Raw genomic sequence first — 14,105 nt, 5'->3', positions numbered from 1 at the left:
CCTTTCCAGCAGCCGTTTACAGATGATTTTCCGTTTCAAATGCCAACAGCACATCGCATACACGATCCAGCTGCGCTCCAGTCAAATTGGTACTGCACGGAATATTAACAACACTATCATAAAATCGCTGTGCGTTGCCGCACTGCATCGCTCGAAATCGGCGGAAGGGGGTCTGCGTATGGTTCAGCTTCCAAATGGGGCGCACTTGGATATTTTGCCCATTCATGCAGCGGATCAAGCAGTCCCGCTTGGCGGCGTCTGGAGAGTTCAACGCAAAGGAGTAGAACCAGTGATTGGATGCCGCTCCGCTTTCAAAGGGCAGCATTCCACCGTAACGGCAGCCCGCCAGCTTTTCACAGTACTTGGCATAATTCTGCCGCTTGACTTCCAGAAAGCCATCCAGCTCCTCCAGCTGGGCCAGACCCAGGGCAGCCTGCAGATTTGTCATACGGTAGTTGTAACCATACTCCTCATGGACAAAATACAGCGTATCATTTTTCGCCTGTTGAGACAGATAGCGCATATGGTCTACCGCCGCAGCAATACGGGAGATTACCATTCCGCCGCCGCCAGTGGTGATAATCTTATTCCCATTAAAAGAGAGCACCCCTGCGTGTCCAACAGTTCCGGTATGGAGGCCGGCATATTTGCCTTTGGAAAATACGCCGCCCACAGATTCAGTGGCATCCTCAATCACATAAAGGTGATACGCCTCTGCCAGTTCCATCAGACGGTCCATATCACAGTGGTCACCGAACACATGGACGGGAAGCATAGCCTTTACCGTTTTCCCGGAAGAAATTTCGATGGTCCTGCCGCCTTCGATCCGGCACTCGCGGGACAGATATGCCTCTACCTGATCTGGGTCCATACACATATGGTCGTCACAATCAAAAAATACAGGGGTAGCTGCCTGATACATCACAGCGTTGATGGGCGCAATAAAGGTAAGCGTAGGAACTAGCACAATATCGTCAGCCCCCACACCGAAATGGCGGAGACACAGATGCAGTCCCGCCGTACCAGACTGGCAGGCACAGGCTCGCGGCACGCCCAATTTCTTTGCCATCTCCACTTCAAACCGGCCAATAAACGCACCGGCGGTGGAAACCCATTCTGTGTCAATGGCCTCATCCACGTATTTTCTCTCATTGCCTGAAAAATTCGGGATTGAGAGGGGAATCAGACTCGCTGACATACGGTCACTTCCTTTATGGTATTAAAATAAATCATCATTTTAAGGTCTCGGTGTTCACCGGCCAAACTGGCCGCTGTAATCCGTACTGGCCGCGTTCAACAGCGGCAGTTTGACGGGTTTGCCTGCAGCGCTGGACTGATAAATAGCCAGGATCATCTCCAAGGCATTTCGCCCTGCTACCGCATCTACATAGGGAGGGCGATCTTTTTCAATCGCCTCAATCATGTCCGCAAAAAGACTGGTATGCCCGTTTCCATAGACGTTGCTGGTAACTTCCTGAAGGCCTTTTCTCTCACTGTCAGCCGCGCCCTCATCTGCAAAGTCCCACACATCGATGTTATTTGTTGAACTTCCTCCCAGCTTTACCGTGCCATTTTCCCCAAAAAGATACAGTGTCTCCTCCAGGTTCTTCGGGTAAACATTGGTCGTTCCCTCAATAGTGCCCACGGCGCCATTTCTGAATTTCACTACGGCCATTCCAATATCCTCACACTCCAGATAGCTATGGAACTGCTGTTTTGTGACCCCATATACCTCCTCCACTTCGTCTCCCATCATCCATCGGAGCAGATCGATACCGTGAATGCATTGGTTCATAAGGCAGCCGCCATCCTGGGCCCATGTTCCCCGCCAGGAGGCCTGATTGTAATAATCCCGGTTTCTGTTCCAGCGAACATGGACGCTTCCGTGAGATATTCGCCCAAAACGGCCGGATTCCACAGCCTGGCGCAGTTCCTGAACGGCAATATTGAAGCGATTCTGGTGACAGGCAGAAACCTTGACACCCGTTTTTGCACTTTGGCGGACAATCTCATCCGCATCGGCCATAGACATAGCCATGGGTTTTTCAATGATGACGTTTACCCCGGCGCGGATGCACGCAAGGGCAATTTCGGCATGGAGGCCGCTCTCCGTGGCAATGCTTGCGAGGACAGACCTCTCTGCCTTCAGCAGTTCATGATAGTCGGTGTAACGGCGGATATTCTCATTTTTCTCCAAACCATATTTGGCAAGCAGCGTCTCCATGGCCTCCGGCTTCACGTCGCAGACAGCGCAGATATTTAAGTGGTTATTTAATGCGGCCTTGATGTGGTTCACCGCGATACGGCCGCAGCCAATGAGGGCATAATCCATATCATTCTCCTTCACCGTTCTATATTTGTGTAAAATGTTTTAGCATAAAAATAGGGCTGAATTTAACAAAGCGCGGCTGTCCCCCAAATTCCCAATTAAGCCCGGAAAATGTCTTCAAACAAAGGATAGAGAAAAAGTAGTAAAGAAGGGGCACGAAACGACATAAATTGACAAACGAACAATGGAATAAAGTGAAAGACGTGCTGCCGCCCGAAAAGGGCAGCCGGGTAATGCTCAATGGAATCTTGTATTGGCCAAGGACAAGGATACCCTGGCGGGATCTGCCGGAGCGGTCCGCCCCTTGGAAAAGCGTGTACACCCGGTTTTGCCGGTGGAACCGGCAAGGTGTGTGGGAACACGTTTTGAGAAATTGATTGCCCAGGACATCGGCCGAGGTCCACCAGCAGCGGCGCAAGAAAGGGGGCGAAGAAGCTCTCGGACGCAGCCGGGGAGAAATGAGTACGAAATTCTATGCGGTGGTGGATGGGTTGGGAAACCCACTGCGGCTTTTGCTGTCTCCAGAGAAGCGAAATGCTCAACAGCGAGAGTTTTTTTGCCGATCAAGGCAATTTAAAACCGCCATACTTTATATATGGCAAAGAACATCAACGCGGAGCGGCGGAAAAGGTCTGTCGCTTGGGTGTTTTGACATTTTCAGGCAGCCCCTAAGCTGTAAAGAGTGAATCATAGTCATAGGTTGTGAAAAATTCACGCTCCCTACGGCAATATTCAAGGTAATTGTCCTTTGTCAGTCGATACTCTCCAGCCGCCATCCATCGAAGTATCTGGATATTGGCGTCTTCACTGTAATGCCATATATCTCTGTAATTATCATAATTAAAAATGAAGCCGTGGCAGTTAAAGAACGAAAACAAGTGAATGTTATCATAGGTTAAAAGGTGTTCAATCGCTGACTGCTCCGCATCTAAATATAGTTCCAGCTGTCCAGTTTGGTTCAGGTCATCCCAGAAATAGATGTGATACGGGGAAAAGAACAGATAAAACTGGGTATTTGGATTTTCCGCAGCAAGAGCAGTAATATTTTGCGTGAGATGCTCCTCTTGCTGCTGGCGAAGTGTTTCTGTAAAAATGGCCGGCGGATCATCCACAGGGTCTTTCCTCTGGTATTTTTCATCCAACGCCGCTTTTCCAAAGACGCATTCGTTTTGCCAGTTGGCATATTCATCAAAAGTGGGCGTCAACCCGCCTGACCATGTATAGTTTAAGAACTGAAGGGTTACTTTGAAAATATCTTTGCTGAACAAATATCTAACGTCATTCCACGGATTGCTGTCATACAGATATTCCGGATAAGTCGTGTATGCCATAGCGTCTTTTTCTTCCAGCAGCTTTTCATAGTCCAGACAACGGACTACATAACGAATCTCTCGATTTGCGTCAAAAGCACGCCGCAGATTTTCATTGATTTCCCGATAGGTTGCTGATGCAAACGGAACCTTTACCGAGTGCACACCAAAAAGAGAGTCAAATTCAGAGGTCTTCATAGTTTCAACCAGAGATGTTCCAATGATAACAGCATCGTAATCAAAGTTCTTTAGAATTCCATCATTTTGATACCGCTCCTGTCCCCTGTTCATGATATACTGTACCGAATCCAGCGGTCTGTGATAGTGGAAATATGGATCAATAACCGCTGTCATTCCGCCCAACACTGCCAATGCGGAGAGCAGTCCGCCCAGAGTGTATTGGGCCCACCTTTTGGAAGAAGTCAAACGCCTCGGGAGGGACCTCCTTTGCTCTTTACTCAACATCCAGCGAGACCTCCCTCAAAAGTTGAAGTACAGAAATGCGCTGATTCCGGAAAAAGAAAAGATGCACCAGGTCAAAAGAAAAACCGTCACAGCGCTTCGGGAGAGAGACGGACGGAAACCATCTGTCCGCTCTACGGCGTTTTTTCCGCCCACAGCGAGCCACAAAGCGGCCAAAAAGAAGATCAATAGGCAGAATCTGTTATAAAAGTTTCCAAAATTGATGTGGAGAGCCTCCAATATAAGCCGGAGCTCCGGCAAAGCAAAACAGTTCAGGATCTGATCTTTGATAGAGCTGAAATTCAACAGCGCCATCTGATATCCGAAAAGCAAGGCCTGCCTGATGGAGTTTGCCCGAAAAAAGATCCAGGTAATATTAACAAAGACAAATGTTAAAAGCCAATTCAAAGCAGGATGAAGTTTTTCAAAAAACTGATGAAAATGGCGGGTAATCACCACAAAAACACCATGGAGTCCGCCCCAAATGACGAAGGTCCAATTTGCTCCGTGCCAGAGACCGCTTACGAGAAATACTAAAATGATGTTGCGGTATGTCCGCAGCGCACTTCCCCGACTGCCTCCCAGAGGAATATAAACGTATCGGGTAAAAAACCGGGTTAATGTAATGTGCCAACGTTCCCAAAACTCTGTGATTGTAAAGGCTCTGTATGGCGATTTGAAATTTAAGGGAAGGTCAATATTCATCATTTTTGCAATTCCTGACGCCATATCACAATATCCGCTGAAATCAAAATAAATTTGGAAGGTATAGGAGAGCATAATCAAACCGCCGTTTATGGTATCCAAACTGCCGATATTGTTGAAGCCCCAATTTACCGCATTCCCAAAAGTATCTGCCAGAATAACTTTTTTGCCCATGCCCAGCGCAAAAAGGTAAAGGCCGCGAGAGAAATTATCCCAATTCAGCTTGCGCTTTTCAGGGTCTTGAAATTGAGGAATCAGTTCCTGATGCGTTACAATAGGACCAGCGATCAGCTGTGGAAAGTAAGAGACAAACAACGCATAATCTAAAAAACCATATTCCGCCGTCTCACCCCAATAAGTGTCAATTACCAGAGAGATCTGCTGAAAGGTAAAAAAGCTGATTCCCAACGGCAGAACAAGGTGTTTCAGAACAAAGCTGGAACCAAACGCCAAATTCACATTGGAGAAAAAGAAATCATAATACTTAAAATAAAACAGCAGTCCCAGATTAAACAGAACCGCCGCACAAAGAGCGGTTTTCCGGACAGAAAACCGGCGGGTATGGCAGAGCAGACGATGAAAAAAGAAGTTAAAGCAGATGCTGAATAAAATAATTGGCAGATATTTTATGTTGAAGTACGCGTAAAACCACAAAGACATTCCCAGCAAAAAGTAGGAGGCACCTCTTTCAAAGCGGAAGTGGTTGAGGGCAAAATAACCCGCTAAACAACTCGGAAGAAAAAGTAAAACAAAAATATAAGAATTGAAAAGCAACCAGATCCCCCATTTTTGTAATTATTTAGAAATTCCAACGTGTAAAAGGAGGTCGTCTCTGCCTGTAAGGCGCTTTCACCAACAATACTCACAGCATCATGCTATGGACAACTGCCTGCTATTACAGCGTCTCGATGTTCTCCCGGTTTTGAATTCCCTTACACACATTCTTACAATCAAAAACCGGCACGCCGCAATTTGCTACCATAGCGTAATCTACCTCTGTGTGTGCAGTGGCAATGGCTACCAGGTCATGTTCCTTTACCGCTCTCTCCGTCAAAGCAGGAATGCCTTCATACCACATGCCGCCGTCCCGGTACTTGGGGACATAGGGATCGTAATAGTCCACCAGGGCGCCGGTTTTACGGAATTCCGCCATCACACGCACAGCGGGACTCTCCCGGTAATCATCAATGTCCTGTTTGTAGGCCGCACCCAAAACCAATACTTTGGAACCATTCAAAGACTTCCGGTAACGGTTCAGAATCTTCCCCGCCCGTTCCACAGTGTACTCCGGCATCCGGTCATTAATCATCATGGAGGCCTCGATCATACTGGTGTGAAATCCATACTCTCGGGCCTTCCAGCTGAGATAATAGGGGTCCAGAGGGATACAATGGCCCCCCAGGCCTGGACCGGGATAAAACGCCTGAAAACCGTACGGCTTGGTTTTGGCGGCATCTACTACTTCCCAGATATTGATGTGCATTTTATTGCACAAAATAGCAAGCTCATTGACAAGACCAATGTTCACATTTCGGTAGGTGTTTTCCAAAATCTTCTCCATCTCAGCCACGGCAGGACTGCTTACTGTAGTAACATCTCCTTCTAAGATGGCCCGATAAACCATGGCGATAACCTCGGTGGCGTCCGTTCCCACAGCGCCCACCACCTTGGGGGTGTTACTGGTCTTGTAAAACAGATTGCCTGGATCAATGCGCTCCGGAGAAAATCCCAGATAGAAGTCCTCACCGCACTTGAGACCGCTTCCCTCCTCCAAAATGGGTTTCAGCAGCTCCTCCGTGGTACCTGGGTAAGTGGTGGACTCTAATACGACGATCGATCCCCGTTTCAGGTGTTTGGAAATGGAAATTGTAGAATCACGGATATAGCTGATGTCGGGCTGCTGGTGCTTGTCCAGCGGCGTTGGAACACAGATGGCGATAAAATCCACGTTTTCCACAAAGCTGAAATCTGAGGTGGCCCGCAGCATCCCGCTCTTTACCAACGCTTCCAGATCGGCGTTTACCACATCGCCGATGTAGTTTGTTCCGGCGTTGACCAGATCCACCTTCTCCTGCTGCACGTCAAAACCGATGGTCTTAAAACCGTGCTTGGCTTTATCCACGGCCAGGGGCAGTCCTACATAGCCCAGGCCGCAGACGCCCATGACCAAGGTTCTATTTTGGATCTTCTGAATCAATGCTTCTTTAATGGCCATCTCAATCGGCCTCCTTGATGGAATAGTTGTTTTCGTCCATGCAGTATGCTCGCCCGCAGTCGGGACAGACGGCTTTCCAATCCGAAAACATGAGCTGCTCTCCACACTGGCATACATAGCCTCGTATTTCAGCCGGCACACCGTAGACCATGGCGTAGTCCGGTACATCCTTTGTCACAACAGAGCCTGCGCCCACAAAAGCATAGCGGCCAATAGAATGCCCGCAGACAACAGTGGCATTGGCTCCAATGCTGGCACCTTTTTTTACCACAGTCTTTCGATATTCATTCTTCCGCTCAATAAAAGCCCGGGGATTTATCACATTAGTAAATACACAGGAGGGTCCCAGGAACACGCTGTCTTCACAGGTCACACCGGTGTATACAGAGACATTGTTCTGAATTTTTACTCCGTCTCCTAAAATCACATCTGGCGAAATGACCACATTCTGTCCAATATTGCAGTGTTTTCCAATCCTGCACCCCTTCATGATGTGGGAAAAGTGCCAGATCATGGTCCCCGCTTTGATCTCACAGCCATCGTCCACATAGCTGGATTCGTGTACAAAATACGGCTTGTCCATCACAGCGCCTCCAAAACTGCATTTATTACCGTTTGCTGCTCCTCCTCCGTCAGATACGGATGCATGGGCAGGGAGAAGGTCCGGGCACAGTAGTCGTTTGCGTTTTTGAATGTCTCCCCATAAGCGGGCTCCTTCTGAAACACCGGCAGGGCGTGCTGGGGGGTAGGGTAGTAAATCATGTTGGGAATACCCTTTTCCGTCAAATGGGCCACAATCTTATCACGCTGGGTGCCATCCCGGGCAAGCAGGGCATACTGCGCCCAGGCAGACGTGTACCCTTCAGCTACAAAGGGAGTGACCAGCTTTCCCGCAAAAGCGGCGTTGTAGCGTTCAGCCACAGTCTGCCGCGCATCCAATTCATACTCCCTCAGCGCCTTGAGCTTTGGCAGCAGTATGGCGGCCTGGAGATGATCCAGCCGGGAATTCATTCCAATGCGAACGTTGTCATATTTCCCGCCAGGGCCCTTGCCATGAACACAGATGGAGCGGCAGAGGTTGTCCGCTTCGTCGTCATCGGTGAATACGGCACCGCCGTCGCCGTAGCATCCCAGGGGCTTGGCGGGAAAAAAGGAGGTCGTGGCAATGTGTCCGAAGGAGCAGGCTTTTCGCGCTTTATAGGATGCGCCGAAGCTCTGGGCGGCGTCCTCGATCAATGTGAGACCGTATTGTTCGCAGATGGGCGCGATTGCGTCATAATCACAAGGGTTCCCCAGAATATCCACCGCAATCACAGCCTTTGGAATCAGCCGGCCCTCTGCCAGGACAGCTCTGATCTGCCGCTCCAGGCTGGCGGGGGCCAGATTGTAGGTATCCGGCGTGATGTCGCAGAAAATAGAGGCAGCCCCCAACATCTTTGCCGGCTCCGTGGAGGAGATAAACGTCATGTCCGGACAGAACACCGCATCTCCTTCCCCTATCCCGGCAATCATAAAGGCAATTTGAAGCGCGTCCGTACCGTTGGCGCAGGTAATACAGTGCCTGCGGCCCACAAAGGCGGCCAGCTGAGTCTCCAATTCTTTGACGTAGGAGCCGCCGATAAACTGGGCAGAATCCAGGACGCTTTGAATGTTGGCGTCGATTTCGCTTTTCAGGGCCTGGTATTGGGCCTTCAAGTCAATAAACTGCATGAGTTTATTCCTTCTTTCTTACCAAAGGTCTGGCAGGATTTCCTACTACGGTCTCGCCAGGGGGAACATTTTTCACTACCACGGCCCCCATACCTACAAAAGCATCTTCTCCAATCGTACATTGGTTGCGAATAATGGCACCTGAAATATATCCATTTCTTCCAATACACGTACTACCGCCCAAACTGCAAGGATAAGCCAGCGTAGCATTCTCTTTCAAAATACAATTGTGTGAAATCTGGCTAAGATCATCAATTTTTACGCCGTCCTCTAATACTGTATCATCAATAGTGCCTCGATTAACGCAGACATTTTTTCCGAGCCAAACATCATTCCCTATTATGACGCCGCCATAGTGTTTGATCATTGTTTTTTTATGACTGGAATCTTCAGTATATGAATAATCATCATGTCCAATGATCGTACCGGAATGGATAAAGCAATTTTTCCCAATACGGACCCGATTCACAATTACTACATTATTCCAGATAACTGTATTCTCTCCGATAGAAATATCTCCATCCAAAGTACAGTTATGGCCAATGCGAACATTTTTCCCCAGCTTAACGCCTGGAGAAACATAGGTAAAATGGCCAACTGTAGGTCGCGGTTCTTCCTGACTGTAAAAATGCTCTATTGTGTGAAAAAAGGCCCGCTTGCTTTCCGGAGAACGGATGATATTGGGAACAGAGCTGACTCCCGGCGTTTCTGCTGCAAAGGCCAGTGTAATCTGAGAAAGATCAAAATGCTTTGGAATATTTTCGGTACTCTTAATCCAAGTAAAAGAACCAGGTTTGTAGTGAACTAAGGAGGAAAATCCTTCTACTGCAGTCTCTCTATTTCCAGAGAAGGAAAAAGGTAGTTTCTCCTTCTCCAAGAAATCCAAAAGCTCAAAAATTCTCATCAGGCCGCTATCCTTTCACGAAACAGACATATACCGAAAAAGTATACGTGGCAAACAGTATCTCTTCCTGTGGGAGCCCCACGGGAGTTCGGATTATATTCGAACTCAAACATATCTTGCTGGACAGTGTCAAACTCATGGGTGCTTTTCACATTTTCCCAGAAGATACGGCGCTTCATATCAACGCCGCAATTGAACAACATATCAAGAACAGAAATGGTGTTATACTTGATTTCCCCGCTCTTATCCAGGACCCGGTTTCTCAGCATCAAAGAATTTTTCTCAAGCTGGACCTAGGCCATGTTTGAAAAAAGTCAAAACGCCCAAACGGTGGATCATTATCCGCCACTCTGCGTTAAATTTTCTTGCCGGACGTCAGCCCGTCTGCAAAAATTTGCCTTGATTGGCGAAAAAATCTCTCGCCGTTGGGCATTCCGCCATTTTTCAAACATGGCCTAACCCAACAGGATAAAAACATCCACTTTGGCCATCTTGTCAAAATACCCCATCCAAGGAAAATAATGTGGCTGATAAATGGCCACTCTCACAGTAAAATTCCCCTTTTCCCAAAATAGATTCAATGTCTGTGATATTCTCCGCCATTTGACGGTACCGTTCCTGGTTTGCCAGACGGATAAAATCTCCCACTGTTTGAGAAATGTCCTTTTCCTCCTCATGATACCAGAACGCATGTGTCAAAATGTGAAGGCGTTCATACTCTCCGGAGCGGATAATCTCTTCCGCCGGTTCCCGCCATCTCCGGCGGCTGTCGGAGAGGTATTTGAAATCCTGAAAAAACGTCTTCCCATAGGAATTCACGATGCCAGGAATATGGTAGTCCGCTTCCAGGGAACTCCGCGACGGCCGGTGCATGGAAACGGTCGTGACAGCGGTCTCAAGGAGCGCGGCCAGAAGGCTGCTCTCCTTTATAATGTTTTGGATAATTTCATCCGGTTTCAGGGCCGGGCCATAAAATGCCTCATCAAAATGCAGTCCGATTTCATGACCCAGCGCTTGAATGCGCCGCAGGGCTTCCTGCCCCGCCTTAGCCGCAACATTATAAAAATCCGTTCGCAGCAGGACGAAATAGGTGGAACAAACGCCCGCATCCGCTTCCAGCTCCGCCAGCTTTACCGCTTGGGAGAGACTGTTATCAATGTCGTGCCGGAGGATAACGCATCGGCAGACCGCTTCATAGTTGTGGTAATTCCGAAAGGCATATCCCTGTTCCCGCAAAAGCGACAAAAGATCCCGGTAGGCTCGATAGGTAAATTCCATTTGTTTTCTAGCTCTCCAATATCTGAATCAGCTTCTGGGTGAGATTCTTAAAATCGTATTCTTCCGCCGCTTTCCGAGCATTAAGGCACATTCTTTGATATTCCTCTTCAGAAAGCGTCGCGGCTTGTTCCAGCAGCTGCGGCAGCAGTTCTTCCCTCTCCGCGGTCAAGCCACAGGAAAATTCCTGCACCGGATTATAGTTGGCTTTCATAGGCATAATTACGGGCTTTCCCGCAGCAAAATAGTCAAAGAGTTTATTGAGACTAATCCCAAAACGAAAAAGATCACTATAATTTCCATCAATAAAGTTTAAGTCTGCTCTACTGACAATGGAAGGAACATATTTTTTTTCAACCCTCCCCTTAAAAGTTACATTTTCGATATGCTCATCCAAAACTCTCTGCCGCAAAAAGGGAAGGTCGTCCCCATCACCCCAAATCAGAAATCGAATACGAGGATTACGCACTCTTTTCGCCGAATCCAACAATAATCCCAAATTGTTTGCCTTTCGGATCGAGCCAGCATAAACAACCTTAAAAACATCTGGATTATCCAAATCCGAATCCTCATGATGATAGTGGTTCAGGTTGTAATCAAAAACCTCCAAATCTACACCGTTGTTAATATTGTGTACTTTAGAGTGCGGGATTTTCCGATCCCAGCCCCGTTCCACAATATAATCGCAGCCCCCTGCCATGGTAAAAATAAGCGCGTCAGCCTTTTTATAAATCCACTTCTCTCCAGCGTATAGCGCTTTGGCCAGAAGGGAATTCCGTTTCAGCAACCCATACACTATGAGACTCTCCGGCCAGAGGTCCCTCACTTCACAAATACATTTCACCCGATAATACTTTGCCAACTGAATTCCTGCCACTAAAGTCAACGGGTGAGGAGACGAGGCATATATGACGTCTGGTTTCTCATGGTTGGCAGTGTACTTCTTGGCTGCTCTTTTCACATTCTTGTAAAAATCTATCATGTTTAGAACACGCTGTTTTCCGTTTCCAACATATGTTCGAGCCCTTACAAACACCCAAGGGACTCCTATCTCCTCCGAAGTGTGTTTCTGCCAGAGATCCTGCGTATCAAAATACTGCCGCGGCTTTCCATGCTCACTGCTTGCACAGAATATAACCGGTTCATAGTCTGCCTGTTGTTTTAGATATTTTGCAAAATTATAATGTCGGCCGCCTTGGTCGAACAGCATGCCTCCAGCGTAATGATTTATAATCCAAACATTTTTTTTCATTTGGCCCTCCTTGTCGGAAATCCAGATCTTATCTGAGCAATAGCAAGAGATGTTTTGCCAGTCAAGGCGATTTAACGCAGTCATACTCTGTGTATGGCAGGAACATCAACGCAGAATGACGGAAAATATCCGCTGTTTGGACGTTTTGACTTTTTTCAAACATGGCCTAATATTCCCATATTCTTTCCACATATGCTTGACCGCTGGCATCGTTCAAGCATAAACAGCACTGCTCTAGAAGACTATCGGCACCACAAATGATTGATCAAAAAACTCTTTCCAACATAACCGTGGACCTTTGCAAAATCAGTACTTGCTTCATTTTTGAGGTAACTCCTCTTTCTGCTTTCTCAATTCACCAACACTGCCTTCCACCACACCATCTCGACGAAGCACCTTTCCAATCGTGCCAAAAAAGCAGCGGCAATCAAAAACGAAACTCATCTTCTTTACATATTCCCCATCATACTGAGCCTTATCTTCAATAGAAAGTATATCCCGACCATTAATCTGTGCCCAGCCGGTGAGTCCAGGACGAATGTCGTTCGCCCCATATTTATCACGCTCCGACAGTAAGTCCTCCTGATTCCACAGAGCCGGACGGGGGCCAATCACCGACATTTGCCCAGTTAAAATGCAGAATATCTGCGGAAGTTCATCCAAAGAAGTTTTTCGCAATATACGGCCAACTGGAGTAATCCAATGCTCAGGATTCATAAGTAAATGGGTCGGCGTATCATGCGGTGTATCCACACGCATAGATCGAAACTTTGGCATCATAAAGCAGGTCTTATGTATTCCAATACGCTTCTGCCAAAAGAAAATCGGTCCTGGAGAATCTAGCCTTACAATGACTGCAATGAAAACCATTGGTATCCCCAATACAATTAACCCAACTAAAGCTAACACAATATCTAAAAATCGTTTAATATATGCGCGATATATCATCAACAATCCATCCTTAAAAAACCAAATTTATACTAGGCCTTGTTTGAAAAATGGCGGAATGCCCAACAGCGAGAGATTTTTTCGCCAATCAAGGCAAATTTTTGCAGGCGGGCTGACGCCCGGCAAAAACATTTAACGCAGAGTGGCGGATCAAGATCCACCGTTTGGGCGTTTTGACTTTTTTTCAAACAAGGCCTAAAACAATGTCCCTCGAGCACTTTTTATAAATACCTGCTTGTACACCGTTGGAGATGACAAAAAGATCCGATTATCCATATAGCACTCCCTTCCCGGACAATTTGAATATTGGAAGTAATCGCCTGTCCGCAGCCTACATTAATACCATCCGGAATCATATCTCGGTCAACAGCGGCTCCGCTGGAAATAATACAGCCCCTTCCAATGTTTGCTCCAGCGCCGATGACGGCTTGTACACAGACCGCTGTACCACAGCCAATTTTCGCGCTGGATGATGTCATCTTTTGGATGAATCAGCTCTGGCAGAATAAAGCCAGCCTGTGTCAGTTCTCCGATCCAACGCATCCGCAGCATCTGGTTCCCTATCGTTGGAATTACGGCGGAATACTCGCCTACATATTGCCCAAGTATTTTACAGGGGCCGATTGCCTCTGGATTCTCATCATCCAAAAAGGCAATTTTCAAAAAACCCGCAAACTTTCCGCAAATTCCCGGACTTCTCTGCCGTGATTCCCCATCCCCGATATCAGCAAATTCAGTTCACTCGCAGAAGCAGAACACGAAACTGCCTCTTTCCGCTTTTGTGCGGCGTCCTCTCATGTTTTTCCATAGCAGTAACCATACAGCATGTTCCTGGGAATTCCGCCCCTTAATGTACCGGGCCTCATAGCGCCTATCTGTTTGTTGCCTGATGTTGTTTCCGGTCCGCATGAGCCCCCCTGTCATGGTCCATTAACGGCCAAGCAGTTACGTTTGCATAGCAAATTTCCATAACATATTACTACTCGTTTAGTTAG

14 protein-coding genes are annotated in these 14,105 nt (G+C 47.5%); 2 read left to right on the top strand and 12 right to left on the bottom strand.

Annotated elements, in window-relative coordinates:
- Positions 1-16: 16 nt before the first annotated feature.
- Both C816_RS04085 and C816_RS04080 read right to left on the bottom strand, forming a co-directional pair.
- A complete protein-coding gene (locus tag C816_RS04085) occupies positions 17-1,198 on the bottom strand; it encodes a LegC family aminotransferase (RefSeq protein ID WP_016321147.1) in 1,182 nt (393 codons plus the stop codon).
- Between the two features lie 54 nt (positions 1,199-1,252).
- Positions 1,253-2,332, bottom strand: coding sequence for a Gfo/Idh/MocA family protein (locus C816_RS04080; RefSeq protein ID WP_016321146.1), 1,080 nt, complete (start codon positions 2,330-2,332; stop codon positions 1,253-1,255).
- A 167-nt stretch (positions 2,333-2,499) separates the two neighbouring features.
- On the opposite strand from C816_RS04080, the gene C816_RS25545 reads away from it, so the two are divergent.
- Entirely contained in the window at positions 2,500-2,706 is a 207-nt protein-coding gene (locus C816_RS25545; protein ID WP_081646252.1) for a transposase, read from the top strand.
- Positions 2,707-2,997: 291 nt separating this feature from the next.
- Here the strand turns inward: C816_RS25545 and C816_RS04075 are convergent, their stop codons facing one another.
- The 7 genes from C816_RS04075 to C816_RS25540 form a co-directional block, all read right to left on the bottom strand.
- Positions 2,998-4,104, bottom strand: a complete 1,107-nt coding sequence (locus C816_RS04075; RefSeq protein WP_016321145.1) for a hypothetical protein — start codon at positions 4,102-4,104, stop codon at positions 2,998-3,000.
- 15 nt (positions 4,105-4,119) lie between these two features.
- The gene (locus C816_RS04070; protein ID WP_016321144.1) at positions 4,120-5,580 is read right to left on the bottom strand and encodes an MBOAT family O-acyltransferase; all 1,461 of its coding nucleotides are present in this window, start codon (positions 5,578-5,580) and stop codon (positions 4,120-4,122) included.
- Positions 5,581-5,701: 121 nt separating this feature from the next.
- A complete protein-coding gene (locus C816_RS04065) occupies positions 5,702-7,021 on the bottom strand; it encodes a nucleotide sugar dehydrogenase (protein ID WP_016321143.1) in 1,320 nt (439 codons plus the stop codon).
- A 1-nt stretch (position 7,022) separates the two neighbouring features.
- Entirely contained in the window at positions 7,023-7,604 is a 582-nt protein-coding gene (locus tag C816_RS04060; protein WP_016321142.1) for an acyltransferase, read from the bottom strand.
- The gene (locus C816_RS04055) at positions 7,604-8,731 is read right to left on the bottom strand and encodes a DegT/DnrJ/EryC1/StrS family aminotransferase (protein WP_016321141.1); all 1,128 of its coding nucleotides are present in this window, start codon (positions 8,729-8,731) and stop codon (positions 7,604-7,606) included. The genes C816_RS04060 and C816_RS04055 overlap by 1 nt, the downstream gene beginning before the upstream one ends.
- A gap of 4 nt (positions 8,732-8,735) precedes the next feature.
- Positions 8,736-9,635, bottom strand: coding sequence for a DapH/DapD/GlmU-related protein (locus tag C816_RS22385; protein ID WP_016321140.1), 900 nt, complete (start codon positions 9,633-9,635; stop codon positions 8,736-8,738).
- A gap of 455 nt (positions 9,636-10,090) precedes the next feature.
- The gene (locus C816_RS25540) at positions 10,091-10,177 is read right to left on the bottom strand and encodes a WbqC family protein (RefSeq protein ID WP_371254358.1); all 87 of its coding nucleotides are present in this window, start codon (positions 10,175-10,177) and stop codon (positions 10,091-10,093) included.
- On the opposite strand from C816_RS25540, the gene C816_RS22375 reads away from it, so the two are divergent.
- Positions 10,170-10,955: a hypothetical protein gene (locus C816_RS22375; RefSeq protein WP_196803606.1), complete on the top strand. Its 786-nt coding sequence runs from the start codon at positions 10,170-10,172 to the stop codon at positions 10,953-10,955. The genes C816_RS25540 and C816_RS22375 overlap by 8 nt on opposite strands.
- Here C816_RS22375 and C816_RS04040 read toward each other — a convergent pair.
- From C816_RS04040 to C816_RS24445, 3 genes are all read right to left on the bottom strand, one after another.
- Positions 10,921-12,162 (bottom strand): glycosyltransferase family 4 protein, encoded by a 1,242-nt coding sequence (locus C816_RS04040; protein WP_016321137.1) that lies wholly within the window; start codon positions 12,160-12,162, stop codon positions 10,921-10,923. The two genes, C816_RS22375 and C816_RS04040, sit on opposite strands and share 35 nt — an antisense overlap.
- A gap of 318 nt (positions 12,163-12,480) precedes the next feature.
- Positions 12,481-13,110, bottom strand: coding sequence for a sugar transferase (locus C816_RS04035; protein ID WP_016321136.1), 630 nt, complete (start codon positions 13,108-13,110; stop codon positions 12,481-12,483).
- A gap of 363 nt (positions 13,111-13,473) precedes the next feature.
- Positions 13,474-13,758, bottom strand: coding sequence for an LbetaH domain-containing protein (locus C816_RS24445; RefSeq protein ID WP_207636895.1), 285 nt, complete (start codon positions 13,756-13,758; stop codon positions 13,474-13,476).
- Positions 13,759-14,105 lie beyond the last annotated feature (347 nt).

The organism is Oscillibacter sp. 1-3 (genome assembly GCF_000403435.2).
GTDB lineage: Bacteria > Bacillota > Clostridia > Oscillospirales > Oscillospiraceae > Oscillibacter.
This window is presented reverse-complemented; position numbering and strand designations above follow the sequence as displayed.